The 23,374-nt window shown below is 73.3% G+C and carries 22 protein-coding genes and 1 pseudogene; 15 read left to right on the plus strand and 8 right to left on the minus strand.

The annotated features are described in order from the left end of the window. Window positions 1–27 precede the first annotated feature (27 nt). The 4 genes from ACE1OC_RS27370 to ACE1OC_RS27385 all read left to right on the plus strand — a co-directional run bounded on the left by ACE1OC_RS27370 (window position 28) and on the right by ACE1OC_RS27385 (window position 3,230). Complete coding sequence (locus ACE1OC_RS27370; RefSeq protein WP_407839240.1) at window positions 28–1,119, plus strand: nitronate monooxygenase; 1,092 nt, start codon at window positions 28–30, stop codon at window positions 1,117–1,119. Further along, on the plus strand, window positions 1,116–1,859 hold the full coding sequence (locus ACE1OC_RS27375) for a 16S rRNA (uracil(1498)-N(3))-methyltransferase (RefSeq protein WP_407839241.1): 744 nt from the start codon (window positions 1,116–1,118) through the stop codon (window positions 1,857–1,859). The genes ACE1OC_RS27370 and ACE1OC_RS27375 overlap by 4 nt, the downstream gene beginning before the upstream one ends. Window positions 1,860–1,958: 99 nt before the next feature. After that, window positions 1,959–2,318, plus strand: coding sequence for a histidine triad nucleotide-binding protein (locus ACE1OC_RS27380; protein WP_250739427.1), 360 nt, complete (start codon window positions 1,959–1,961; stop codon window positions 2,316–2,318). A 3-nt stretch (window positions 2,319–2,321) separates the two neighbouring features. Continuing rightward, window positions 2,322–3,230: a ribonuclease Z gene (locus tag ACE1OC_RS27385; RefSeq protein WP_407839242.1), complete on the plus strand. Its 909-nt coding sequence runs from the start codon at window positions 2,322–2,324 to the stop codon at window positions 3,228–3,230. Between the two features lie 330 nt (window positions 3,231–3,560). Here ACE1OC_RS27385 and ACE1OC_RS27390 read toward each other — a convergent pair whose 3' ends face one another. Continuing rightward, window positions 3,561–4,940 carry an MFS transporter gene (locus tag ACE1OC_RS27390; protein WP_407839243.1) on the minus strand — a complete coding sequence of 460 codons (1,380 nt, stop codon included), beginning with the start codon at window positions 4,938–4,940 and terminating at the stop codon, window positions 3,561–3,563. A gap of 324 nt (window positions 4,941–5,264) precedes the next feature. On the opposite strand from ACE1OC_RS27390, the gene ACE1OC_RS27395 reads away from it, so the two are divergent. The 6 genes from ACE1OC_RS27395 to ACE1OC_RS27420 all read left to right on the plus strand — a co-directional run bounded on the left by ACE1OC_RS27395 (window position 5,265) and on the right by ACE1OC_RS27420 (window position 10,492). Continuing rightward, on the plus strand, window positions 5,265–6,365 hold the full coding sequence (locus tag ACE1OC_RS27395; protein ID WP_407841694.1) for a PfkB family carbohydrate kinase: 1,101 nt from the start codon (window positions 5,265–5,267) through the stop codon (window positions 6,363–6,365). Window positions 6,366–6,666: 301 nt separating this feature from the next. After that, a complete protein-coding gene (locus tag ACE1OC_RS27400) occupies window positions 6,667–7,713 on the plus strand; it encodes a PhoH family protein (RefSeq protein WP_274551989.1) in 1,047 nt (348 codons plus the stop codon). A gap of 13 nt (window positions 7,714–7,726) precedes the next feature. Next, window positions 7,727–8,224 carry an rRNA maturation RNase YbeY gene (gene ybeY, locus ACE1OC_RS27405; RefSeq protein WP_274551990.1) on the plus strand — a complete coding sequence of 166 codons (498 nt, stop codon included), beginning with the start codon at window positions 7,727–7,729 and terminating at the stop codon, window positions 8,222–8,224. After that, a complete protein-coding gene (locus ACE1OC_RS27410) occupies window positions 8,221–9,528 on the plus strand; it encodes a hemolysin family protein (protein ID WP_274551991.1) in 1,308 nt (435 codons plus the stop codon). Before ybeY ends, ACE1OC_RS27410 begins: the two co-directional genes overlap by 4 nt. Further along, complete coding sequence (locus ACE1OC_RS27415; protein WP_250739421.1) at window positions 9,525–9,887, plus strand: MmcQ/YjbR family DNA-binding protein; 363 nt, start codon at window positions 9,525–9,527, stop codon at window positions 9,885–9,887. The genes ACE1OC_RS27410 and ACE1OC_RS27415 overlap by 4 nt, the downstream gene beginning before the upstream one ends. 248 nt (window positions 9,888–10,135) lie before the next feature. Further along, on the plus strand, window positions 10,136–10,492 hold the full coding sequence (locus ACE1OC_RS27420) for a cytidine deaminase (RefSeq protein ID WP_407839244.1): 357 nt from the start codon (window positions 10,136–10,138) through the stop codon (window positions 10,490–10,492). Here the strand turns inward: ACE1OC_RS27420 and ACE1OC_RS27425 are convergent. Next, entirely contained in the window at window positions 10,489–11,034 is a 546-nt protein-coding gene (locus ACE1OC_RS27425) for an ankyrin repeat domain-containing protein (RefSeq protein WP_407839245.1), read from the minus strand. The genes ACE1OC_RS27420 and ACE1OC_RS27425 overlap by 4 nt on opposite strands. A gap of 55 nt (window positions 11,035–11,089) precedes the next feature. After that, window positions 11,090–12,469: an MFS transporter gene (locus ACE1OC_RS27430; protein ID WP_407839246.1), complete on the minus strand. Its 1,380-nt coding sequence runs from the start codon at window positions 12,467–12,469 to the stop codon at window positions 11,090–11,092. Window positions 12,470–12,540: 71 nt separating this feature from the next. Here ACE1OC_RS27430 and ACE1OC_RS27435 point away from each other — a divergent pair, with 71 nt between their 5' ends. The 4 genes and pseudogenes from ACE1OC_RS27435 (at window position 12,541) to era (ending at window position 17,279) form a co-directional block, all read left to right on the plus strand. After that, entirely contained in the window at window positions 12,541–13,572 is a 1,032-nt protein-coding gene (locus ACE1OC_RS27435) for a GlxA family transcriptional regulator (RefSeq protein WP_407839247.1), read from the plus strand. A 108-nt stretch (window positions 13,573–13,680) separates the two neighbouring features. Beyond that, the gene (locus tag ACE1OC_RS27440) at window positions 13,681–15,117 is read left to right on the plus strand and encodes a beta-xylosidase (RefSeq protein WP_407839248.1); all 1,437 of its coding nucleotides are present in this window, start codon (window positions 13,681–13,683) and stop codon (window positions 15,115–15,117) included. A gap of 326 nt (window positions 15,118–15,443) precedes the next feature. Continuing rightward, window positions 15,444–15,824, plus strand: a pseudogene (locus tag ACE1OC_RS27445) (WxL protein peptidoglycan domain-containing protein); the annotation flags it as partial. 504 nt (window positions 15,825–16,328) lie between these two features. Further along, window positions 16,329–17,279 (plus strand): GTPase Era, encoded by a 951-nt coding sequence (gene era, locus ACE1OC_RS27450; protein ID WP_407841695.1) that lies wholly within the window; start codon window positions 16,329–16,331, stop codon window positions 17,277–17,279. A 10-nt stretch (window positions 17,280–17,289) separates the two neighbouring features. Here the strand turns inward: era and ACE1OC_RS27455 are convergent, their stop codons facing one another. The 4 genes from ACE1OC_RS27455 to ACE1OC_RS27470 form a co-directional block, all read right to left on the minus strand. Further along, window positions 17,290–17,955, minus strand: coding sequence for an SAM-dependent methyltransferase (locus ACE1OC_RS27455; RefSeq protein ID WP_407839249.1), 666 nt, complete (start codon window positions 17,953–17,955; stop codon window positions 17,290–17,292). 183 nt (window positions 17,956–18,138) lie between these two features. Further along, entirely contained in the window at window positions 18,139–18,960 is an 822-nt protein-coding gene (locus tag ACE1OC_RS27460; protein WP_407839250.1) for a GNAT family N-acetyltransferase, read from the minus strand. A 55-nt stretch (window positions 18,961–19,015) separates the two neighbouring features. Then, window positions 19,016–19,285: a protealysin inhibitor emfourin gene (locus ACE1OC_RS27465; RefSeq protein ID WP_407839251.1), complete on the minus strand. Its 270-nt coding sequence runs from the start codon at window positions 19,283–19,285 to the stop codon at window positions 19,016–19,018. A 38-nt stretch (window positions 19,286–19,323) separates the two neighbouring features. Beyond that, entirely contained in the window at window positions 19,324–20,379 is a 1,056-nt protein-coding gene (locus tag ACE1OC_RS27470) for a M4 family metallopeptidase (RefSeq protein WP_407839252.1), read from the minus strand. A gap of 376 nt (window positions 20,380–20,755) precedes the next feature. Between ACE1OC_RS27470 and leuA the strand changes: the two genes are divergently transcribed. After that, a complete protein-coding gene (gene leuA / locus ACE1OC_RS27475) occupies window positions 20,756–22,519 on the plus strand; it encodes a 2-isopropylmalate synthase (RefSeq protein WP_407839253.1) in 1,764 nt (587 codons plus the stop codon). Window positions 22,520–22,583: 64 nt separating this feature from the next. On the opposite strand, the gene ACE1OC_RS27480 is transcribed toward leuA, so the two are convergent. Continuing rightward, window positions 22,584–23,342 (minus strand): SDR family NAD(P)-dependent oxidoreductase, encoded by a 759-nt coding sequence (locus ACE1OC_RS27480; protein WP_407839254.1) that lies wholly within the window; start codon window positions 23,340–23,342, stop codon window positions 22,584–22,586. Window positions 23,343–23,374: the final 32 nt, after the last annotated feature.

Raw genomic sequence — 23,374 nt, forward strand, 5'->3', positions numbered from 1 at the left:
TGAGCGGGACATGGCACGATGCAGCTCATGTCCTCCGCACCGAACGGTCTCTTCACGTACCCGATCGTGCAGGCGCCCATGGCGGGCGGCGCGTCCTGCCCGCCGCTAGCGGCCGCCGTGTGCGAAGCGGGCGGACTGGGCTTCCTCGCCGGCGGCTACAAGACCGCCGACGGCATGTACCAGGAGATCAAGCGGCTGCGCGCGCTCACCCGCCGCCCCTTCGGCGTCAACCTCTTCCTGCCGCAGGCCTCCCACGTGGACCCGGCGGTCGTGGAGGCCTACCGCGGGCACCTCGCCAGTGAGGCCTCCTGGTACGAGATCTCCCTCGCCGACGAGGACATCATCGGCACCAGCGACGACGGCTACGACGCCAAACTGGCCATTCTCATCGAAGACCCGGTACCCGTGGTCTCGTTCACCTTCGGCCTGCCCTCGCCCGCGGCCTTCACCTGCCTGCGCAAGGTCGGTACGTACACCATCGCCACCGTCACCTCCGTCGAAGAGGCCCGCGCCGCCCAGGCGGCCGGCGCCGACGGCGTCTGCGTCCAGGGCGTGGAGGCGGGCGGCCACCAGGGCACCCACCGCGACGACCCGCAGGGCGACGGCACGGCCGGAGTCGGCCTGCTCGCGCTCGTCGCGCAGGTGCGCGAGGCCGTGGCCCTCCCGATCATCGCGGCGGGCGGCCTGATGCGCGGCTCGCAGATCGCCGCGCTGCTCGCCGCGGGCGCGGAGGCCGCGCAGCTCGGCACGGCCTTCCTGGCCTGCCCGGAGTCCGGCGCGCACCCCCTGCACAAGAAGGCGCTGACCGACCCGCTGTTCGTCCGGACGGAGCTGACCCGGGCCTTCTCCGGGCGGCCGGCCCGCGGACTGGTCAACCGGTTCATGCGCGAGCACGGCCCGTACGCCCCGGCCGCGTACCCGCAGGTCCACCACCTGACCGCGCCGCTGCGCAAGGCCGCCGCCGCGGCCGGGGACCCGCAGGGCATGGCCCTGTGGGCGGGCCAGGGCCACCGGCTGGCACGGGCCCTGCCGGCCGGGGAACTGGTGGAGGTGCTCGCGGCGGAACTCGGCGCGGCGCAGAACGCGTTGAAGGCAATGCAGATGAGGAGTGCGTCATGACCGCCCCGGTGTTCGTGGTCGAAAAGGTTCCCGCGGGGCCGGAGTTCGTCCTGGACGGCTCGGAGGGCCGCCACGCGGTCTCCGTGAAGCGACTGTCCCCCGGCGAGGCCCTCGTGCTCACCGACGGCCGGGGCGGCTGGGCCGAGGCCGTCGTGACGGCCGCCGAGGGCAAGGACCGCCTCGTCGTCTCCGTGTCCGGGGTCTTCGAGGAGCCGGAGCCGGCCGTCCGGATCACCGTCGTCCAGGCCCTGCCCAAGGGCGACCGGGGCGAGGTCGCCGTGGAGACCATGACGGAGACCGGCGTCGACGCGATCGTGCCCTGGCAGGCCTCGCGCTGCATCACCCAGTGGCGCGGCGACCGGGGCGTCAAATCGCTGGCGAAGTGGCGGGCCACCGCCCGCGAGTCCGGCAAGCAGTCCCGCCGGGTCCGCTTCCCCGAGGTCGCGGAGGCGCTGTCGACCAAGCAGGTCGCGGCGCTGCTCGCGGAGGCCGACCTCGCGGTGGTCCTGCACGAGGACCGGGACGCCCCTTCGGGCGCGCTGGCCACCGCGGAACTGCCCACCGCAGGCTCCATCGTCCTGGTCGTCGGACCCGAGGGCGGGGTCTCCCCGGACGAACTCGCCGCCTTCGCCGCGGCCGGGGCGCACCCGTACCGGCTGGGCCGCTCGGTCCTGCGCACCTCCACGGCAGGCACGGCCGCGGCGGCGGTGCTGCTGGCGAGGACGGGGCGCTGGTCGTGACGGGACGCCGGTCCTGACGGGACGCCGGTCCTGACCGGTCCGGCCGACGGCGGTGGATACGATGCCGGAACCGATCACCCGTCACGAAGGGCTCAGCACATGGCCGGGGAACCGCAGGCCGACTGCCTGTTCTGCAAGATCGTCGCGGGGAACATTCCCGCGACGGTCGTCCGGGAGACGGACACGACCGTCGCCTTCCGCGACATCAATCCGCAGGCACCCACCCACGTCCTCGTCATCCCGAAGGTGCACTACCCCGACGCCGCCTCCCTCGCGGCCGCGGAGCCCGGGATCGCTGCCGACGTCCTGACCGAAGCCGGACGCGTCGCGGTCGACGAGGGGCTTGCCGACCACGCCTACCGGCTCGTCTTCAACACCGGCGCCAGGGCCGGCCAGGTCGTCTTCCACGCCCACGCGCACGTCCTCGGCGGCCGTGGCTTCGAATGGCCCCCGGGATAAACCGTGTCCGTACGAGAATTCGTGGTGCTCGGCACCGCCAGCCAGGTGCCCACCCGCCACCGCAACCACAACGGCTACCTGCTGCGCTGGGACGGCGAGGGCATCCTCTTCGATCCCGGCGAGGGCACCCAGCGCCAGATGCTCCGCGCCGGGGTGGCCGCGCACGACATCAACCGGATCTGTGTCACCCACTTCCACGGTGACCACAGCCTCGGCCTCGCCGGGGTCATCCAGCGGATCAACCTCGACCGGGTCCCGCACCCGGTCACCGCCCACTACCCGGCCTCCGGACAGAAGTTCTTCGACCGGTTGCGGTACGCCACGGCCTACCGCGAGACCGTGCAGCTCGCGGAGGAGCCGGTGGCCGAGGACGGGGTCCTGGCCCGCGGGGACGCGTACACCCTGGACGCCGTACGGCTCTCGCATCCCGTGGAGTCCTTCGGCTACCGGGTCACCGAGCCCGACGGGCGCCGGATACGGCCCGAACTGCTCGCCCGGCACGGCATCAAGGGGCCGGACGTGGGCCGGATCCAGCGCGAGGGCAGCCTCGGCGGGGTCACCCTGGAGGAGGTCAGCGAGGCGCGCGCCGGGCAGCGGTTCGCCTTCGTGATGGACACCCGGCTCTGCGAGGGCGTCGAGGAGCTCGCGGCGGGCGCCGACATGCTGGTGATCGAGTCGACCTTCCTCGACGAGGACGTCCAACTGGCCACCGACCACGGGCACCTCACCGCCGGGCAGGCCGCCCGGGTGGCCCGGGACGGGGGCGTGCGGCACCTCGTGCTGACGCACTTCTCGCAGCGCTACACCGACCCGTCGGAGTTCGAGCGCCAGGCCCGTGCGGCCGGCTTCGAGGGCGAACTCACGATCGCCGCCGACCTCGTACGGGTCCCCGTGCCGAAGCGGGCCGCATAGCGGGCACGCAGCCCTGCGGGGCGAAGTCCCCGACCCGCCCTTCCACCGTTCCCCGGGCTGCGCCCGGACCCCTCCTGGGGCTCCGCCCCAGACGCCGCGCCTCAAACGCCGGCGGGGCTGGAATTGCCCTGCGGGCAAACCGGATCCGACCGGGCAAATCCAGGCCGCGCCGACGAAAATCCAGCCCCTCCGGCGTTTGAGGAGCGGGGGTCCGGGGGCTGGCCCCCGGGAGCGGCGCCGCACGTGGGGGCGGGTCCGGGCGGGGCCCGGGGAACGGTGGAAGGGCGGGTAGGGGACTGCCCCGCAGGGCTGCAGCCGTCGGGCCGCGGCCTAGACGCCGGTGCGGATCCGCCTGCGGGCGCGGTCCCGGCCGCGGCGGGCCGCCGCCGGGGAGAGCAGCAGCACCCGCAGCGGGGGCCGGGTGCGGAGCTGCGGGAGTTCCACGACCTCCAGTTCCTGCGCGCCGACCCGCGGCACCGATCCGGCCGGCGTCCCCGCTCCGGCGGCGAGCACGGCCGCCGGGGCCCCGCCGCGCCGCCGCACCGAGCCGGGGGTCAGCGGGCGTCCGCCGACGTGCAGGGCGACCCCGGCCATCGGCCCGGCCACCGCGAGCAGCAGGCCCCCCAGGACCAGCCCCATGCCGGGGAACCCCGCACCCTCGGCGAGCAGGCTCCCCGTGACGGGCCCGCAGGCCACGCCGAGCGAGGACGCGGAACCGACCAGGACGGCCCAGCGCCCGCGCGGGTCGAGGGCGGCGGCGAGGCCGATGGCGTAGGAGAGCACGACGGGGTAGACCGCGTTCCACAGGATCTCCCCGGCCGCGAAGGAGCCCAGGCCCCGCGCGTGCGAGGCCAGCACCACGCAGCAGGCGATGACCGCCGTGCCCACGCCCACCGGGACCGCCCGCCCGAGCCGGGCCCCGAGCGCGGAGGCGGCGGTGACCCCGAGGAGCCCGGCACCGAGCGCGGCCGCGAAGACGATCCCGAGGGTGACCTCGGACAGGCCCGCCTGCTGCGCGCCGATGCGTCCGCTGACGCCCCACAGGGCGTTCTGGGCGAGCGACCACAGCATCAGGGCCCCGGCGAGCGCCATCCCGGCACGCGGGTAGGGCAGCCGCACGGAGGCCCGTACGGCCCGGTCGGCGCCGTCGGCACGGTCCGCGCGGTCGGCCCCGGGCAGGCGCCCCGTCGCGGGCCAGCACACCAGCGCGACCAGGGCGATCGCCGCGAACGGCAGCCAGTGCCCGCCGCCGAGCCGGGGCAGGGTCAGGTACAGGGCCCCGGCCGTCGCCGACACCGACAGCAGCCCCAGCGCGGAGGTCCGGTGCGGGTCGCGCTGCGCCGCGATCCCGGAGGCGGCCACGGCGGTGGCCGTGCCCGAGCCGAAGCCGCCGAGGACGGCGCCCGCGATGACGAGGGGGAGCTGCGCGGTGGCGGCCGCCGTGCCGTACCCGAGGACGGCCAGCAGCAGCCCGAGCCGGGCCAGCGGGCGCGGCCCGTAGCGCGGGATGCGGGAGGCCAGGGTGAATCCGGCGGCGGCCGAGCCGAGCAGCAGGACCGAGCCGATCAGACCGGCCTGCGCGGGGCTCAGGGGGAGGTGTGCGTCGAGCCGGCCGACGACGGTCGGCAACAGGTACGGGGCGACGTAACCGGAGGTGAAGAGCGCGACGAGCGGCCAGGCGGCGGGCGGCGCGGGGGTGCGGTCGGGCACGGGTGTTCCATGTGGTGCAGGTGGAGCGTGAGATTCCGCAAGGCCGCGGGGCTCATATCTATCAAGCGGCCCGATCCCCGGAGAAGGGCGTTCAGGCGGTGATCTGCGTCACACTGTATTCCGGGCCCGCCCGGCAGGGAGGGCCTGACGGCGGACGCGGGTTGAATCCGATGGGGAAGCCCGGCGAAGGGGCCCAGCGGAGAAGCCCATGGAAGAAGTCGATCGAAGAAGCCGATTGAAGAAGCGACCCGCCAAGATCAGAACGCGAACCGACCAGACCCGAACCGACCCGAACCGACCCGAACCGAACCGAACGGGGAGTACATCGTGACCAGTCGCAGCAGCCGGGACAGCCTCGACTCCGCCGTGGACCCGCTCGGTCCGCTGCGCGACCCCCATGAACCCGGCTGCGACGTCTTCCTGACCGGCACGGTCTTCCTCGACATCATCTTCACCGGCCTCGACTCGGCCCCCGTGCGCGGCACGGAGTCCTGGGCGCGCGGCATGGGTTCCAGCCCCGGCGGCGTCGCCAACATGGCCACCGCCCTCGCCCGGCTCGGCCTGCGCACCTCCCTGGCCGCCGCCTTCGGCGACGACCACTACGGGGAGTACTGCTGGGACGCGCTCGAACAGGGCGAGGGCATCGACCTCTCGATGTCGCGGACCGTGCCCGGGTGGCACAGCCCCGTCACCGTCTCCATGGCGTACGAGGGCGAGCGCACGATGGTCTCCCACGGCCACGAGGCCCCGCTCCCGGCGGACCCCGGCCCGTTCCCCCAGTGCCCGCCCCGGGCCCGCGCGGCCGTGGCCTCGCTCGGACCGGGCGGCGGCGAGGCCTGGGTCGCCGCGGCGGCCCGGCGGGGGGCCCGGGTCTTCGCCGACGTCGGCTGGGACGACAGCGGGCGGTGGGACCTGGAGGCGCTGGCCGACCTGGAGCACTGCGAGGCCTTCCTGCCCAACGCGGGGGAGGCGATGGCCTACACGCGCACCGACTGCCCGCGCGCGGCGGCCCGTGCGCTGGCCGAGAAGGTGCCGATCGCGGTGGTGACGATGGGCTCCGAGGGCTCGTACGCGGTGGACGGGCGAACCGGGGAGACCGCCGAGGTCCCCGCGATCGCGGTCGACGCCCTGGACCCGACCGGGGCGGGCGACGTGTACGTGGCGGGCTTCCTGACCGGCACCCTCGCCGAGTGGCCGCTCGCGGACCGGCTCGCCTTCGCGGGCCTGACGGCCGCCCTGTCGGTGCAGGAGTTCGGCGGCTCCCTGTCGGCCCCCGGCTGGCCGGAGGTGGCCCACTGGTGGCACACCGCCCCGGAGGCCCTGCGCGGGCGGTACGGCTTCCTCGACGACCTCGTCCCGCGCACCGCCGCCCCGGCCAGCCGCCGCCGCGCGGTCCCGACGATCGGCTTCCGCCAATCGGCGTAGGCCCTGGCCCTCTGGGGGCGGGGCCCTGCGCCCGCGCCCCGGCCCGGGCCGCGCTCCCGCCCCCGGACCGTCCGTGCCTGCCGGGCACCCATGCCCCCGGGACCGCCCCCGCGCCCCCGCAGGGCCTTGGTGTCCGTCCAGGGTCAGCCGGGTCGCCGAGCCGCCCCGAGGGGGGTCCCGAGCGGGAGCCCCGTAAAAGCCCTCGGGGATGGCGGGGTGGCGACGTAGGCTTGGAAGTCCGGTGGCCGTCGATCGGCGCGGCCCCTCAGTGGGAGGTATGCGCAGGCCACAGTGCCGGCCCATGACTCAGACACCGACAGCCAAGACCCCCGCGCCGGGGCAGGCGCGAGCCCATTTCTCCGTACCGGCCACCCACCCGATGGTGTCCGTCCTCGGCTCGGGCGACGCCCTGCTGCGCGTGATCGAGAAGGCCTTCCCGAGGGCCGACATCCATGTTCGGGGCAATCAGGTCAGCGCGATCGGCGCGGCGGCGGAAGTCGCGCTGATCCAGCGCCTGTTCGACGAGATGATGCTGGTGCTCCGCACCGGGCAGCCGATGACGGAGGACGCAGTGGAACGCTCGATCGCCATGCTCAAGTCGAGCGGCAACGGGGAAGGGCCGGACGAGACGCCGGCCGAGGTGCTCACGCAGAACATCCTCTCCAGCCGCGGTCGCACCATCCGCCCGAAGACCTTGAACCAGAAGCGGTACGTCGACGCGATCGACAAGCACACGATCGTCTTCGGCATCGGCCCCGCCGGTACCGGCAAGACCTACCTCGCCATGGCCAAGGCGGTCCAGGCCCTGCAGTCCAAGCAGGTCAGCCGGATCATCCTGACCCGCCCGGCGGTGGAGGCCGGAGAGCGCCTGGGATTCCTCCCCGGCACCCTCTTCGACAAGATCGACCCGTACCTGCGGCCGCTCTACGACGCCCTGCACGACATGATCGACCCGGACTCGATCCCGCGGCTGATGGCGGCGGGGACCATCGAGGTGGCGCCGCTGGCATACATGAGGGGCAGGACGCTCAACGAGGCGTTCGTCGTCCTCGACGAGGCGCAGAACACCACCCCCGAGCAGATGAAGATGTTCCTGACCCGGCTCGGGTTCGACTCGAAGATCGTCGTCACCGGCGACGTGACCCAGGTCGACCTCCCGGGTGGCGCCAAGAGCGGTCTGCGGCAGGTGCAGGACATCCTCGAAGGCGTTCCGGACATCGCCTTCTCGCGGCTCACGTCCGAGGATGTCGTCCGGCACAAGCTGGTCGGCCGTATCGTCGATGCGTACGAGAAGTACGACGACAGCCAGGACGCGAAGCCTTCGCGGAACGGCTTCCAGCGGAAGTAGAAATCAGCGCACCATGTCGATCGACGTCAACAACGAGTCCGGAACCGAGGTCGACGAGCGGGCGATCCTCGACATCGCCCGCTACGCACTCACCCGGATGCGGATCCACCCGCTCTCGGAACTCTCCGTCATCGTCGTCGACGAGGACGCGATGGAGCAGCTCCACATCCAGTGGATGGACCTGCCCGGACCCACCGACGTCATGTCCTTCCCGATGGACGAGCTGCGTCCGCCGTCGAAGGACGAAGAGGAGCCCCCGCAGGGGCTCCTCGGTGACATCGTGCTCTGCCCCGAAGTCGCCAAGAAGCAGGGCGAGGACGCGCCGACGCAGCACTCCATGGACGAGGAGCTCCAGCTCCTGACGGTCCACGGGGTGCTGCACCTGCTCGGGTACGACCACGAGGAGCCGGACGAGAAGGCCGAGATGTTCGGTCTCCAGGCGGCCATCGTCGACGGCTGGCGCGGCGAGAACGGCGTGACCGGCCCGTCCCCGGCGCCGACCGTCTCATGACCGGTGATCTCCAGCTGATCACCGGGGCCGTCCTGCTGGTCGTGGTGGCCTGGTTCGCCGCGTGCGCCGAGTCCGGGATCGCCCGGATCTCCGCCTTCCGTGCCGAGCAGGCCGTACGGGAGGGCCGGCGCGGCAGCGCGAAACTGGCCCAGGTCGCCGGCGACCCCACCCGCTACGTCAATGTCGCGCTGCTGGTCCGGGTCACCTGCGAGATGGCGGCGGGCGTGCTCGTCACGTACGTCTGCCTCGACGAGTTCGGGGAGAACTGGACCGCGCTGCTCGTGGCCATCGCCGTGATGGTGCTCGTGTCCTACGTGGCGGTCGGGGTGTCCCCGCGCACCATCGGCCGGCAGCACCCGCTGAACACGGCGACGGCGGCCTCCTACGTCCTCGTACCGCTCGCCCGGATCATGGGACCGATCCCGCAGCTGCTGATCCTCCTCGGCAACGCGCTCACCCCCGGGAAGGGCTTCCGCAAGGGGCCCTTCGCCTCCGAGGCGGAACTGCGCGCGATGGTCGACCTGGCGGAGAAGGAATCGCTGATCGAGGACGACGAGCGCCGCATGGTGCACCAGGTCTTCGAGCTGGGCGACACGCTCGTGCGCGAGGTCATGGTGCCGCGCACCGACCTGGTCTGCATCGAGCGGTACAAGACGGTCCGTCAGGCGACCACGCTCGCGCTGCGGTCCGGCTTCTCGCGCATCCCGGTGACCGGGGAGAACGAGGACGACATCGTCGGCATCGTGTACTTGAAGGACCTGGTCCGCAAGACGCACATCAGCCGGGACGCGGAGAGCGACCTGGTCTCCACGGCGATAAGGCCCGCGGTGTTCGTGCCGGACACCAAGAACGCCGGCGACCTGCTGCGCGAGATGCAGTCGGTGCGCAACCACGTGGCGGTCGTCATCGACGAGTACGGCGGCACCGCGGGCATCGTCACCATCGAGGACATCCTCGAGGAGATCGTCGGTGAGATCACCGACGAGTACGACCGCGAACTCCCGCCGGTGGAGGAACTGGGCGGGGACCGCTACCGGGTCACCGCGCGGCTGGACATCACCGACCTCGGCGAACTGTTCAAGGTGGACTCCTTCGACGACGAGGACGTGGAGACGGTCGGCGGCCTGCTCGCCAAGGCGCTGGGCCGGGTGCCGATCGCCGGCGCCTCGGCGGTGGTGGACCTGCCGGACGGGCGGCCGCTGCGGCTGACGGCGGAGTCCCCGGCGGGACGGCGGAACAAGATCGTGACCGTGCTGGTGGAGCCGGTGGCTCCGGTGGAGGAGCAGGACGGGGAGACGGAGTGACGCCGGCGGAGCTGCGCGACTTCTGCCTGGGGTTCAACGCGGCGGTGGAGGAGTTCCCCTTCACCCCGGAGACCTCGGTGTTCAAGGTGCTGGGGAAGGTGTTCGCGCTGAGCGCGCTGGACGGCGACCCGCTGAAGGTCAACCTCAAGTGCGATCCGGAGCAGGCGGTGCGGCTGCGGGCGGAGCACGAGGCGATCGTTCCGGGCTGGCACATGAACAAGCGGCACTGGAACACGGTGACCGCGGGCGGGCCGGGGGCGCTGTCCGACGCGCTGGTCCGGGAGCTGGTCGAGGACTCGTACGACCTGGTGGTCGCGGGCCTGCCGAGGGCGGAGCGGCTGCGGCTCGACCGGCCGTAGGGGATGCCGTGGCGGCCGGAGAGGCCGGAGCGGATGGGGTCCGGTGCTCCCCGCGTTCCTGGTCGTGGAATCCGGGAGGGGTCCAAGGTCATCGATCACGGGACCTTCGGGGCCGCCCGGCCGCTTACGCAGCGCTTAGTTTTATCCCTGCGCCACCAAGATCTCGGGGGGACACCGGGGGTGGAGGGGAGAGCGCGTCTGCGGGGCCGTCGTGCGGCCCCGCAGACGCGCTCCATATGCTTCGGGCTATGACCGACAGCACCGGGATCGACCCCGAAGACATCAAGATCATCACGCTGGCGCGCAGCGCCCGGGCCCGCAACGGCGTGCCCGAGGGGGCGGCGGTCCGGGACGAGACCGGCCGTACGTACGTCGCCGGAACCGTGGCTCTGGACTCCCTGAAGCTGAGCGCGCTCCAGACGGCCGTCGCGATGGCCGTGGCCAGCGGCGCCCAGTCCCTGGAGGCGGCGGCCGTCGTCAGCGCGTCGGAGGCCCCCTCCGACGCCGACCGCGCGGCGGTCCGTGACCTCGGCGGCCCGGACACCCCGGTCCTCCTGGCGGGCCCGGACGGCACCCTGAAGTCCACCACCGCGGCCGGGGCCTAAGCCGTAGCCACCGGGCCGCCCGGCCCGGCGGACCACGTGCGCAGGAACTCCGCCGTCCCGGTGTGGCCGAAGCGGGCCGCCCACTCGGCGGGGGGCAGGGTCTTCCAGCGGAGGTGCGGATCCGCTCCGTGCTCCAGCAGGACCCGGGCCGTTTCCGTGTGGCCCTCGGCCCCCGCGCGGCCCAGAGCGGTGGCGCGCAGCCCGTTGGCGCGGTCGGGGTCGGCGCCGGCGGCGAGCAACTGCCGCACGATGCCGGTGTGGCCCCTGGTGGCCGCCTGCACCAGCGGCAGTTCCTCGGCGTACGGGCCCGTGACCTGCTCGGGATCGGAGCCGGCGGCGAGCAGGACGCGTACCGCGCCGTCCCGGCCCTCGCGCACGGCGAGGTCCAGCCCCGTGCGCCCTTCGGCGTCCCGCGCGTCCGCGGCGGCGCCCCGGCTCAGCAGCCGCGAGACGGTCGCCTCGTCCCCGGCCTCCGCCGCCCGTACCAGCTCTTCCGCGTCATCCGTCTCTTCCGCCGCCGCCATCCCGCCCGTGTCGTCCACGGGGACATCCTGGCAGTGCGGACCGTGGTGGCCCGTGACCGCCCGTGGCGGATCGTCAGGCCGTGACGGCTCCGGCTCCGTCCCCGGATGCGGAGCGGCGGCGGATGACCATCGCCATCAGGGCGGCCATCGCGCACAGGGCGCCCGAGGCGTACCAGACGGGGTCGTACGAGCCGAAGGCGTCGCGGGCCAGGCCGCCGAGGAAGGCCACCAGCGCGGCACCGATCTGGTGCGAGGCCAGGACCCAGCCGAAGACGATGGCCCCGTCCTCTCCGTAGTGCTCGCGGCACAGGGCGATCGTCGGCGGGACCGTCGCGACCCAGTCCAGGCCGTAGAAGACGATGAAGAACACCATCGGCGGGTGCACGGTCGGGGCCAGCAGCATGGGGAGGAAGAGCAGCGAGACCCCGCGCAGGGCGTAGTAGACGGCGAGGAGGCGGCGCGATTCGAAGCGGTCCGTCAGCCAGCCGGAGAACACCGTGCCGATCACGTCGAACACGCCGATCACGGCGAGCAGTCCGGCCGCCGCCGTCACCGGCATGCCGTGGTCGTGGGCCGACGGGACGAAGTGGGTCTTCACCAGCCCGTTCGTCGAGGCCCCGCAGATCGCGAAGGTGCCCGCCAGCAGCCAGAAGGGGCCGGTCCGGGCCGCCTTGGCCAGGACGCCCAGGGCCCTGCGGGCGGCGCCCGGGACGGGGGCGGGCTTGGCCGTGTACGCGCCCCCGTACGGGGTGGTCCCGATGTCCGCCGGGTGGTCGCGCAGCAGCAGCCAGACGAAGGGCACGACGGCCAGGGCCGCCAGCGAGACGGTGACCGCCGCCGGGCGCCAGCCGTGGTTCTCGACCAGCCAGGCCAGCAGCGGCAGGAAGATCAGCTGGCCGGAGGCCCCGGCTGCGGTCAGGATGCCGGTGACCAGGCCGCGCCGGGCGACGAACCAGCGGTTGGTCACCGTCGCGGCGAAGGCCAGGGCCATCGAGCCGCTGCCCAGCCCGACCAGGACGCCCCAGTACAGGATCAGCTGCCAGGAGGTGGTCATCCACACGGTGGCCACCGAGCCGGCGGCTATGACGGTCAGCGCGAGGGCGACGACCCTGCGGATGCCGAAGCGGTCCATCAGCGCGGCGGCGAACGGCGCGGTGAGCCCGTACAGCGCGAGGTTCACGGAGACGGCGAGGCCGATCGTGCCCCGGGACCAGTCGAACTCCTCGTGCAGCGGCTCGATGAGCAGGCCGGGGAGCGAGGCGAAGGCGGCGGCTCCGATGATCGTCACGAAGGCGACGGCCGCGACGAACCAGGCGCGGTGGATGCGGTGGACGCGGACGACGGGGCGGGCCGCACCGGCCGTGGAGTCGGTGCCGGCCGCCGGGCCGGAGGCGGGCGTCGGTGCGGGGGAGGGCTCGGGGGAGGGGCCGGGGCCCGGGGCTGTCTGCGTCACGCCGATAGTTTCCGGCCGCCGGGGTCCCGTACGACAGTGGCCTGACCGACACGCTTCGATATGATCGGGCCATGGAGCCCCGCGCGCACCGTGTCGTCGTCCTCGCCCTCGCCGGTCTGCTGCCCTTCGAGCTCGGGATCCCGCACCGGATCTTCGGGAGGGCGAAGGATCCCGCCGGGAGGCCGCTGTACGAGATCCTCACCTGCGGGCTCGCCCCCGGCCGGGTACCCACGGACGCCGACTTCGACATCCACGTAGAGCACGGTCCCGAACTGCTGGCCACGGCCGACACGGTGGTGGTCCCCGCCTCCTACGAGCTGGGCCCGGTCCACGACGAGGGCCGGCTCACCCCCGAACTCGCCACCGCCCTCGCGCACATCAGGCCCGGCACCCGGCTCGTCTCCATCTGCACGGGCGGGTACGTCCTCGCCGCCGCCGGGTTCCTGGACGGCCGCCGGGCCACCACCCACTGGTCCGCCGCCGGGCACTTCCAGCAGACCTTCCCGGCCGTACTGGTCGACCCGGACGTGCTCTACACCGACGACGGGGACGTGCTCACCTCCGCCGGAGTCGCCGCCGGGATCGACCTGTGCCTGCACATCGTGCGCCGCGACCACGGCGCGGCCGTCGCCAACGACGTGGCCCGGCGCACCGTCGTCCCCCCGCACCGCGAGGGCGGCCAGGCGCAGTTCATCGAGCGCCCGGTGCCGCAGCCGCAGCGGTCGGCCACCACGGCGGCCCGCGCCTGGGTACTGGACCGGCTGCACGAACCGCTGCGGCTGACCGACCTGGCGCGGCAGGAAGCGATGTCGGTACGGACCTTCACGCGCAGGTTCCGCGAGGAGTCGGGGCTCAGCCCGGGCGAGTGGATCGTCGGGCAGCGGGTGGAGCGGGCCCGGGCGCTGCTGGAGCAGACGGACCTGCCGATGGAACACGTGGCCCGGGAGGCGGGCTTCGGGACCGCGCAGTCCCTGCGCAAACACGTCCAGGCGGCGCTCGGCGTGAGCCCGACGGCCTACCGGCGGACCTTCCGTGCCACCGCACCGGGCACCACCCTGCCATCTCCTGATGGGACATCAGATGCTGCCGGGTCCGTGCATTGACTTATCCCCCCGCCCGCTCGTGAATGGCCCCCTGGCGGGGTACGGGATCCCAGGGGGCGGTCAGTGCGGACTTCGGCGCGGCACAGAGGATGGTCGGCGGCTGTCGGCATGGCAGTACTGGCCGCCGCGACCGGGGGTGCGCTGAGCGCGCCCGCCGCGGCGGAGGGGGAGGCGCCTCCGGGGCAGGTCGAGTTCCCGACGCACTGCCTGCCTCCGCAGGAAGCCGGGCTGCCGCCGGCCGACGGGCCCACCACCGCCCGGGTCACCGTGGACGACTCCGCGCCCCGCGTCGGCGACACCGTCACCGTCACCTACCAGGTGGCCCGGACCCCGGCCGTGAACCCGCTGGCCGTCGCCCTGCCCGCCGACGTCCTCACCCCGACGGGGCGGATCGTCCTCGGGGGCGCGCAGCAGGGCGAGGTCACGGTCGTCGGAGCCAAACGCAATGACCCCGTCGAGGCGGGCGGGGCCCTGCCCGTCGTGACGATGACCGGCACCTTCACCGTCACCGCTCCCGGTGAGATCACCCTGGCCCCGGGCGGCTACACCCTGCACACCGGCCACCTGCTCGAACTCGACACCGTGTGCGCGGTCGCCGGGGGCGGGGCGCCGGGGCCGGATCCGTCTCCGAAGCCCTCCGTGTCGGCGTCGGCATCCGCGTCCGCGCCTGCGGTGCCGTCGCCGTCCACGTCGTCGCCGGGCGCGTCGCCGGGCGTGCTGCCCCTGCCGTCGCCGTTGCCGCTCCCGGCCGGAGCCCCGGTCGCGCGGCGCATCACCGCGAGCCCGCTGCCGGCGGCCAACCTGCGCACCGTCGCGCTCGGTACGGCCGCGGGCGGTCCGGGTGCCGCGGTCAAGGTCACCGGAGCCGGCTTCGTCCCCGGCGCCGAGGTCACCGTGGCCGGCCGGGCGGGTGCGGCGCAGACCGCCGACCGGGTCACCGCGAAGGCGGACGAGCTCGGCGTGGTCCTCGCGGAGCTGCCGGTCACGGACCGGGCGACCACCGCCGTCGTGGCGTACGAGGGTGCCGCCTGGACTCCGGAACGGGGCTCCGGCCCGGCCGCGTACACGGTGATCGTCGCCGCGCCGCTGCCGCCGGGCAGCCAGACGGTGACCGCCGTCGTGCAGCCGGGGGAACTCGGCATGACCCAGGAGGGCGACGCGGTGACCCTGGCCGCGGTCCCGTACGGGGACGGCGGCGCGGCGGCCGGCCGGATCGGCACCGTCACCGTCAAGGACGCCCGCGGCGGGCCGGCGGGGTGGTCCCTGATCGGCAAGGTCACCGATTTCACCGGCTCCGGCGGGGTCCGCATCCCGGGTGCCTCCCTGAGCTGGACCCCGACGTGCGCGGCCGCGCCCGGCAGCCCCAGCGCGTGCACGCCGGGCAGTGCGGGCACCGTCGGGCCGGACGGGGCGGTCCTGGCCTCCACCGGTGACGCCGCCCTCGTCGGCGGCACCTTCACCGTCGACGCGGCCGTCACCCTCCAGGTGCCCCCGTACACCCCGCCGGGCGCCTACACGGCGGTGCTGACCCTGACCCTGTCGTGACCCGGCCCGGCCGGCCCCCCGCTCCTCACACGCCGGAGGGGCTGGATTGTGGCCGACGGCGGGCAATTCCAGCCTCGCCGGCGTCTGCGGCGCGGGGTCTGGGGCGGAGCCCCAGGGAGTCCGGGCGCAGCCCAGGGTCCTCCCAGCCCGTCCGGCGTTTGAGGACCGGGGTCCGGGCAGCGCCCGGGGAACGGAGGAAGGGCGGGGCGGGGAGAGGAACCCCCCGGAGCCGCCCCGCGGGCGCGGTAGCGGATCAGGCCCCCGCCCCGGGCCCGGCTGCCCGGGCATGGCACCGCCTGGCCGCGTCTACGGCCACCGCCCTGCTCATGGGGCTCGGCATCGTCCTGCTCGGCGGAGCCGGAACCGCCGGCGCCGCGGACAACGGGCAGTGGTCCGTGCTGCCCGCCGCCAACACCCTCGGGCAGCGCCCGTACTTCTACCTCGCCGCCGCCCCCGGCCAGGCCGTGACCGACTCCGTCACCATCGCCAACCGCACCGACCGCCCCCGCACCTTCCGCCTCTACGCCGCCGACGCCTACAACACCGCCCGCGACGGCGGCTTCGCCCTGCGCGGGCCCGAGGAGCCACGCACCGCCACCGGCGCCTGGACGGCGCTGGCGCGGGAGCGGATCACCGTCCCGGCGAAGACGGCGGTCGACGTCGGCTTCACCCTCACCGTCCCCGACCGGGCCGAACCCGGGGACCATCCCGGAGCCCTCGTCGCCCTGGAGGACCGGCCGGCCGACACCGCGGTTCGGGGGATCGGGATCCAGCAGGCCGTCGCCGCCCGCATCTACCTCCGGGTCACCGGTCCCACCGCCCCCGCCCTGGCCGTCGAGGAGCTCCGCACCACCCGCCGCGGCGCGGCCGGCGCGGAGATCTCGTACACGCTCCACAACCTCGGCAACGTCACCCTGCGCCCCCGAGCCACCCTGACCGCCTCCGGGGCCCTCGGCCGGAGTCTGCTCTCCCGCCCCCTCACCGGCCTGCCCGCCGAGCTGCTGCCCGGCCAGCGGGTCCGGCTCACCGCGCACTGGGCGGACGCGCCCGCCCTGGAATGGGCCGAGGTCGCGGTGGTGGCGCGGGCCGACGGGGCGGCCGCCCGGGCCACCGCCGGACACGCCGCGCGCCCCGCCCTGAACGGCCTGCTCGCGGCCGCTCTCGCCCTCGTGGCGGCGGCCTGGTCGGCGCTGGGAGCCGCATCGGGGAGAATGGCCCGTATGAGCGATCGTTCCCCCGAGACCACCAGCCCGCACCGTGCGGGCTTCGCATGCTTCGTCGGCCGTCCCAACGCGGGGAAGTCGACCCTGACCAACGCGCTCGTGGGTACCAAGGTCGCGATCACCTCCAACAGGCCGCAGACCACCCGCCACACCGTCCGCGGCATCGTGCACCGCCCCGACGCCCAGCTCGTCCTGGTCGACACGCCCGGCCTCCACAAGCCGCGCACGCTGCTCGGCGAGCGGCTGAACGACGTGGTGCGCGCGACCTGGTCCGAGGTCGACGTGATCGGCTTCTGCCTGCCCGCGGACCAGAAGCTCGGCCCCGGTGACAAGTTCATCGTCAAGGAGCTCGCGGGGATCAAGAAGACCCCCAAGATCGCCATCATCACCAAGACCGACCTCGTCGAGTCCAAGGTCGTGGGCGAGCAGCTCCTCGCCGTGCACCAGCTCGCCGAGGAGCTGGGCTTCGAGTGGGCCGAGATCGTCCCGGTCTCGGCGGTCGGCGACACCCAGGTCCAGCTGCTGGCCGACCTGATCGCGCCGATGCTGCCGAAGAGCCCGCCGCTCTACCCGGAGGGCGACCTCACCGACGAGCCCGAGATGGTGATGGTCGCGGAGCTGATCCGCGAGGCCGCGCTGGAAGGCGTACGGGACGAGCTCCCGCACTCCATCGCCGTGGTCGTCGAGGAGATGATCCCCCGGGAGAACCGCCCGGCGGACCGTCCGCTGCTGGACATCCACGCCAACCTCTACATCGAGCGGCCGAGCCAGAAGGGCATCATCATCGGCCCGAAGGGCGCCCGCCTGAAGGAGGTCGGGATGAAGTCGCGCAAGCACATCGAGGCGCTGCTCGGCACCCCGGTCTTCCTCGACCTGCACGTGAAGGTCGCCAAGGACTGGCAGCGCGACCCCAAGCAGCTCCGCAAGCTGGGGTTCTAGCAGCAGGCTTCTACGGAAGCCGCCGCACCTTCAGCGCATTGTCCGTACGGGTCCCGGGCCGGCCGTCAGGCTGGTTCTGGACCCGTACGTGTTCCTCGGCCAGCAGGACCTCCCAGGCGCCGGCCTCCAGTTCCAGCTGGGCGAGGACCTCGTCCGGGGTCGGGAAGTCCACCTCCGGGCGGTCCTCCTGCCAGGACGCCCAGCCGGCGTGTCCGACGACGAGCAGGATCCCGCCGGGGGCCACGGCCGCGGCGGCCCGGCGCAGGATCCGCTCCCGCGGGAACTCCCCGAAGGTGTGCAGGAAGCACGCGGAGACCAAGTCGTACTCCCCGGACGGGAAGGACTCCGCGAGGTCGTGCCGCTCCCACGCGGTGCGGTCCGCGACCCCGGCCTCGGCGGCGTGGACCGCCGCGCGCTCCAGGGCGACCCCGGAGATGTCCGTCCCGGTGACGTACCAGCCCTGCCGCGCGAGCCACACGGCGTCGCCGCCCTCACCGCAGCCGAGGTCCAGGGCCCGGCCGGGCGCGAGCGGGGCGGCCTCCCGGGCCAGCACGGCGTTGGCGTCCCCGCTCCAGATCCTCTCGCTCTCGCGGTAGCGGGAGTCCCAGAACTCCTCGCCCACGAAGTCGGTCCCGGTCTCGGTCCCGGGGGAGTGCTGGTTGTGCGCGTGCGCCATGGCGGCCTCTTTCCGTTCGGTACGGGTACGGGTGCCCGCGCCTCCGATGCTCCGCCCGGACCCGCGCACGGGCCAAGCGCCCTTGCCGTTCCCGCAAAAAGACGGGCCCGGAATTGCGCGAGCCGCCTCCGGCGCGTCAGCCCCGGGCCCGTCGGCTCCCGGCCCGTCGGCGCACGCGGCGGATCACAGCGGCCGGTCGGCGATCAGGGCCGTGCCCACGGAGCGGAAGCCGAGGCGGGCGTAGAGGCGGGCCACGTCCTCGTCGCCCGCCGAGAGGAAGACCGTGCGGGCTCCGCGGGCCAGGGCGTCGGCGACCAGGGCCGCCGTCACCGCGAGGGCCAGGCCCTGGCGGCGGGCCGAGGGAAGGGTGCCGACACCGACCACCTCGGCGACGTCACCGACCGGGACGTACTGGCCGGAGCACAGGACCACGCCGTCGCGCACGGCCGCCGCCAGGGCGGTACGGCCCGACTCGATCATCCCCGCCACCCGGATCCGGCGGCCTTCGGAGGCCGGGTCCCGCTCCGCCGCCGCGAGTTCCGCCGGGCCCGCCTCGCCCACCGCCGTACCGGGAGCGGCGAAGGCCAGCATCGGCACCGTCACGGCCGCGCGCAGCAGCGGGTCGGCCGCGCCGAGTACGCGTACGTCCGGATGCGCGGGGAGCCGTACCGCCGAGGGGTCCAGGACCATCAGCGGATGCGCGTGCACGTTCAGCCCTGCGGCCTCCGCGGCGGCCCGCAGCGAGGGGGTGGTTTCGGCCACCCACTCGAAGGCCTCGGGGATCTTCAACTCCCGCTGCCGGGCCAGCACCCGCTCCACGTCGGCCGCGGAGACGCCCTCGGCCGAGGCGGCGCCGAGCGCGGGCCGCGCGTAGTACGGCCAGCCGTCGCTCTCCTGGACGAACAGGGTCAGCGGGCCGAAGTCCTCGGCCCGAGCCCCTCCCGCCCGGGGCGCGGTGTCGTAGTAGCGCTCGAGCGCGGGCAGCATGTCGGAAGACGTGATCATCCGGCCATCCAAGCAAATGGGCCCTGGCCGGGCACCTTCTTTCGAGCGCCGTCCGTCAGGCGCCTTCCTTCAAAACCCGTGAGATCAGCGTGCGCTGCGCGTCCGAGAGGTTCGGGTCCTGGCAGAGCACCGTCCGCCCGTCCACCGTGATCCGGTACGAGAAGCCGTCCCGGATCCGGTCCGCCGGATCGCGCGGCAGGCCGGGCCGCAGGGCCAGCTGTGCCAGCGCCTGCCACTCGGCCTCGTCGGGCAGGCCGGAGGTGTCCACCTCGCCCCGCCGCTCGATCCCCGCGAAGCCGCCCGTCCGCACCACCTGAATCCGCATGACCGCCCTCCTACCCCGGGCCGTCGGGCCCACGCTTCCTACCCCAGGCCGACCGTCGACCAAGCCTTCTGCAGCGCCTGGTGTTCCGCGCCGCCGTCGCCGTACCGGGTGACGGCCGCGGCGGTCGTCAGGGCGGCGAACCGGGCGAAGTCCGCCTTCGGGCCCAGCTCCCCGCCGGTCAGGGTGTCGTACCAGATCCGTCCGGCCCGCTCCCAGGCCTTGCCGCCGAGCTCGGTGGCGACGAGGTAGAAGGCGTGGTTGGGGATGCCGGAGTTGATGTGCACGCCGCCGTTGTCGCGGGAGGTGCGGACGTAGTCGTCCATGGTCGCCGGCTGCGGGTCCTTGCCGAGCTCGTCGTCCTCGTACGCCGTCCCGGGCGCCTTCATCGACCGCAGGGCGAAACCGCTGTCCACGGAGGGACCGAGGAGTCCGGCGCCGATCAGCCAGTCGGCGTCCTCGGCGGTCTGGTCCAGCGAGTACTGCTTGATGAGGGAGCCGAAGACGTCGGACATGGACTCGTTGAGCGCGCCGGACTGGCCGTAGTACTCCAGGTCGGCGGTGTGCTGGGTGACACCGTGGGTCAGCTCGTGCCCGATGACGTCCACGGACACGGTGAAGTCGAGGAAGAGGTCCCCGTCCCCGTCGCCGAACACCATCTGGCTGCCGTCCCAGAAGGCGTTGTTGTACAGCCGGTCGTAGTGGACGCTGGCGTCCAGCGGCAGGCCGGCATCGTCGATGGAGTGGCGGCCGAAGCCCTTGAGGAAGAGCTCGAAGGTGGCCCCGAGCCCGGCGTAGGCACGGTTGACGCTGGCGTCCTGGCCGGCCTCCTCGCCCTCGCCGCGCACCTTCTTCCCGGGCAGCCGGGTCTTGTGCTGTGCGTCGTAGATGGTCCGCGCGGGGGTCTCGGACGGTGTCTCCACGGCGGGCGGGAGCACCGCCATCAGTCGCCGGACCCGATGGGAGGCGTCCAGCTCGAGGGTCCGCCGCGCGGCGGCGGCCCGGGCGGGGTCCTCGGACCGGGCGATCTTGTCGAGGAGGTGCGGCGGCACCACGGTGCAGAAGACGGGGTGACGGCGAACGAAGAAGGCATCCATGCCCGGCAATGTGGCAGTGCGTGACGGCTGTGTCACTAGGGGCGACCATGATTCATTCGGTCGTCTGAAAGTGGTCGCGGTGCATTGACGGATCAACCGGACATCGGGCCGGACGGGCAAGAGGTAAAGAGGCTTAGCTCACAAAGGGTGCAAAACGGACCTGCCGGTCTTGCATACTGAAACAGCCCCCGCAATTCGGGGCGGCTCGGTTAGGCTCGGCCCATCATGCGTTTCGGGCTGCTCCTCCTTAGCTGCCGCGGCGAGGGCCTGTAGTCGTAGGCCGACCCCCTCCCCGCGGAGTTTGGTGTTGCGGTTTTGCGACCGTCCGTCGGCCGTCCCAGCGAACTACACGCGGACACGCGAGGAGCCCAGCGTCATGAGCCAGCACACTTTTGTCGGTCGCCCCACGCCCATCACGAACGCGACCCACACCCAGAAGCCCTCCGGGATGCCCATCCACAAGTACGGCTCGTACGAGCAGGTGGACATCCCCGACCGCACCTGGCCCGAAGCCCGCGTCACCAAGGCGCCCCGCTGGCTGTCCACGGACCTGCGCGACGGCAACCAGTCGCTGATCGACCCGATGACCCCCGCCCGCAAGCGCGAGATGTTCGACCTGCTGGTGCGCATGGGCTACAAGGAGATCGAGGTCGGCTTCCCGTCCTCCGGTGAGACCGACTTCAACTTCGTGCGCTCCATCATCGAAGAGGGCGCGATCCCGGACGACGTGACCATCTCCGTACTGACCCAGGCCCGCGAGGACCTGATCGAGCGGACCGTGGAGTCGCTGGTCGGCGCCAAGCGCGCCACCGTGCACCTGTACAACGCGACCGCGCCCACCTTCCGCCGGGTCGTCTTCCGCGGCTCCAAGGAGCAGATCAAGCAGATCGCCGTCGACGGCACCCGCCTGGTCATGGAGTACGCCGACAAGCTGCTGGGCGCCGACACCGTCTTCGGCTACCAGTACAGCCCGGAGATCTTCACCGACACCGAGCTGGACTTCGCCCTGGAGGTCTGCGAGGCCGTCTGCGACGTGTGGCAGCCGTCCGAGGGCCGCGAGATCATCCTGAACCTGCCCGCCACCGTGGAGCGCTCGACGCCCTCCACCCACGCGGACCGCTTCGAGTGGATGGCCCGCAACCTGACCCGCCGCGAGCACATCTGCATCTCCGTGCACCCGCACAACGACCGCGGCACCGCCGTGGCGGCCGCCGAGCTGGCCCTGATGGCCGGCGCCGACCGCATCGAGGGCTGCCTGTTCGGGCAGGGCGAGCGCACCGGCAACGTCGACCTGATCACGCTGGGCATGAACCTGTTCTCGCAGGGCATCGACCCGCAGATCGACTTCTCGCAGATCGACGAGATCCGTCGCACCAGCGAGTACTGCAACCAGATGGAAGTCCACCCGCGCCACCCCTACGCGGGCGACCTGGTCTACACCGCCTTCTCCGGCTCCCACCAGGACGCCATCAAGAAGGGCTTCGACGCCATGGAGGCCGACGCGGCCGCCCAGGGCAAGACCGTCGATGACATCGAGTGGGCGGTCCCGTACCTGCCCATCGACCCGAAGGACGTCGGCCGTTCCTACGAGGCGGTCATCCGGGTCAACTCGCAGTCCGGCAAGGGCGGCATCGCGTACGTCCTGAAGAACGACCACAAGCTGGACCTGCCGCGCCGCATGCAGATCGAGTTCTCGCGGATCATCCAGGCCAAGACCGACTCCGAGGGCGGCGAGGTCACCCCGAAGGCGATCTGGGACGTCTTCCAGGACGAGTACCTGCCCAACCCGGAGAACCCGTGGGGTCGCATCCAGCTGCGCTCCGGCCAGACCACCACCGACAAGGACGGCACCGACACGCTGACCGTCGAGGCGGTCGTGGACGGTGCGGAGACCGTGCTGGACGGTACCGGCAACGGTCCGATCTCGGCCTTCTTCGACGCGCTGGCCGCCATCGGCATCGACGCCCGCCTGCTGGACTACACCGAGCACACGATGAGCGAGGGCGCCTCCGCGGTCGCCGCCTCGTACATCGAGTGCGCGATCGACGGCCGCGTCCTGTGGGGCATCGGCATCGACGCGAACACCACCCGCGCCTCCCTGAAGGCGGTCATCTCCGCCGTCAACCGCGCGGGCCGCTGACCGTACGCGACGCAGCCCCGCTCCTCCCCTTCGGGAGGGGCGGGGTTGCGCCGTTCCCGGGGGTTCAGCGCGCCAGGTAGCCGCCGTCCACGGGCAGGACGACGCCCGTCACGAACGAGGCCGCGTCGGAGGCCAGGAAGGCGATGACGCGGGCCACCTCCTCCGGCTCGCCGAGCCGGCCCATCGGGTGGGCCGCCGCGATCTCCTCGAGGTACTCGGGCCCGCCCGGTTCGTCCGTCAGCGCCAGCACCCGCTCCGTACGGATGGTCCCGGGGGCCACCGCGTTGACCCTGATCCCCCGCGCCGCCCACTCCACCGCCAGGTGCTTGGTCAGCCCCGAGGCCACGAACTTCGCCGGGCCGTACGCGGCCTGCCGGGCCTGGCCGGCCACCCCCGAGATCGAGGACACGCAGACCAGCGCCCCGCCGGGCGTCGGCTGCGCGGTCATGGCCTCGATGGCGTACTTGCAGGTCAGGAACATGCCCCGGCCGTCGATCGCCATGACGCGGTCCCAGTCCTCGGGGCTGGTCTCCCGTACATCCGAAAGAGGGAGCACTCCGGCGTTCGCCACGGCGACGTCGAGCCGCCCGTACGCGTCGACCGCGGCCTCCACCATCGCGCGGTTGGCCCCGGGATCGGACACGTCACCCGTCACCACGGTGACCTCGTGCCCCTCACCGGCCAGCCGTGCGCGCAGGGCCTCCAGGCCGGGGGCGTTGACGTCGGACGCGGTCACCCGGGCCCCGGAGCGGGCCAGCAGCAGGGCCGTGGCCCGGCCGATGCCGCTCGCGGCGCCGGTCACCAGACAGGACTTCTCGTTCATGCGGCCGAGCGTAGGGAAGCCGAGGGGCGTTC

Source organism: Streptomyces stoeckheimensis (assembly GCF_045822005.1).
In the GTDB taxonomy this organism is placed as follows: Bacteria; Actinomycetota; Actinomycetes; order Streptomycetales; family Streptomycetaceae; genus Streptomyces; species Streptomyces stoeckheimensis.

Bases quoted from the DNA above. Each gene is read 5' to 3' on its own strand.
- ACE1OC_RS27370 (WP_407839240.1), top strand. From the start codon at position 28: ATGTCCTCCGCACCGAACGGTCTCTTCACGTACCCGATCGTGCAGGCG.
- ACE1OC_RS27375 (WP_407839241.1), top strand. From the start codon at position 1,116: ATGACCGCCCCGGTGTTCGTGGTCGAAAAGGTTCCCGCGGGGCCGGAG.
- ACE1OC_RS27380 (WP_250739427.1), top strand. From the start codon at position 1,959: ATGGCCGGGGAACCGCAGGCCGACTGCCTGTTCTGCAAGATCGTCGCG.
- ACE1OC_RS27400 (WP_274551989.1), top strand. From the start codon at position 6,667: ATGACTCAGACACCGACAGCCAAGACCCCCGCGCCGGGGCAGGCGCGA.
- ybeY (WP_274551990.1), top strand. From the start codon at position 7,727: ATGTCGATCGACGTCAACAACGAGTCCGGAACCGAGGTCGACGAGCGG.
- ACE1OC_RS27410 (WP_274551991.1), top strand. From the start codon at position 8,221: ATGACCGGTGATCTCCAGCTGATCACCGGGGCCGTCCTGCTGGTCGTG.
- ACE1OC_RS27420 (WP_407839244.1), top strand. From the start codon at position 10,136: ATGACCGACAGCACCGGGATCGACCCCGAAGACATCAAGATCATCACG.
- ACE1OC_RS27435 (WP_407839247.1), top strand. From the start codon at position 12,541: ATGGAGCCCCGCGCGCACCGTGTCGTCGTCCTCGCCCTCGCCGGTCTG.
- ACE1OC_RS27440 (WP_407839248.1), top strand. From the start codon at position 13,681: ATGGCAGTACTGGCCGCCGCGACCGGGGGTGCGCTGAGCGCGCCCGCC.
- era (WP_407841695.1), top strand. From the start codon at position 16,329: ATGGCCCGTATGAGCGATCGTTCCCCCGAGACCACCAGCCCGCACCGT.
- ACE1OC_RS27455 (WP_407839249.1), bottom strand. From the start codon at position 17,955: ATGGCGCACGCGCACAACCAGCACTCCCCCGGGACCGAGACCGGGACC.
- ACE1OC_RS27460 (WP_407839250.1), bottom strand. From the start codon at position 18,960: ATGATCACGTCTTCCGACATGCTGCCCGCGCTCGAGCGCTACTACGAC.
- ACE1OC_RS27465 (WP_407839251.1), bottom strand. From the start codon at position 19,285: ATGCGGATTCAGGTGGTGCGGACGGGCGGCTTCGCGGGGATCGAGCGG.
- ACE1OC_RS27470 (WP_407839252.1), bottom strand. From the start codon at position 20,379: ATGGATGCCTTCTTCGTTCGCCGTCACCCCGTCTTCTGCACCGTGGTG.
- leuA (WP_407839253.1), top strand. From the start codon at position 20,756: ATGAGCCAGCACACTTTTGTCGGTCGCCCCACGCCCATCACGAACGCG.
- ACE1OC_RS27480 (WP_407839254.1), bottom strand. From the start codon at position 23,342: ATGAACGAGAAGTCCTGTCTGGTGACCGGCGCCGCGAGCGGCATCGGC.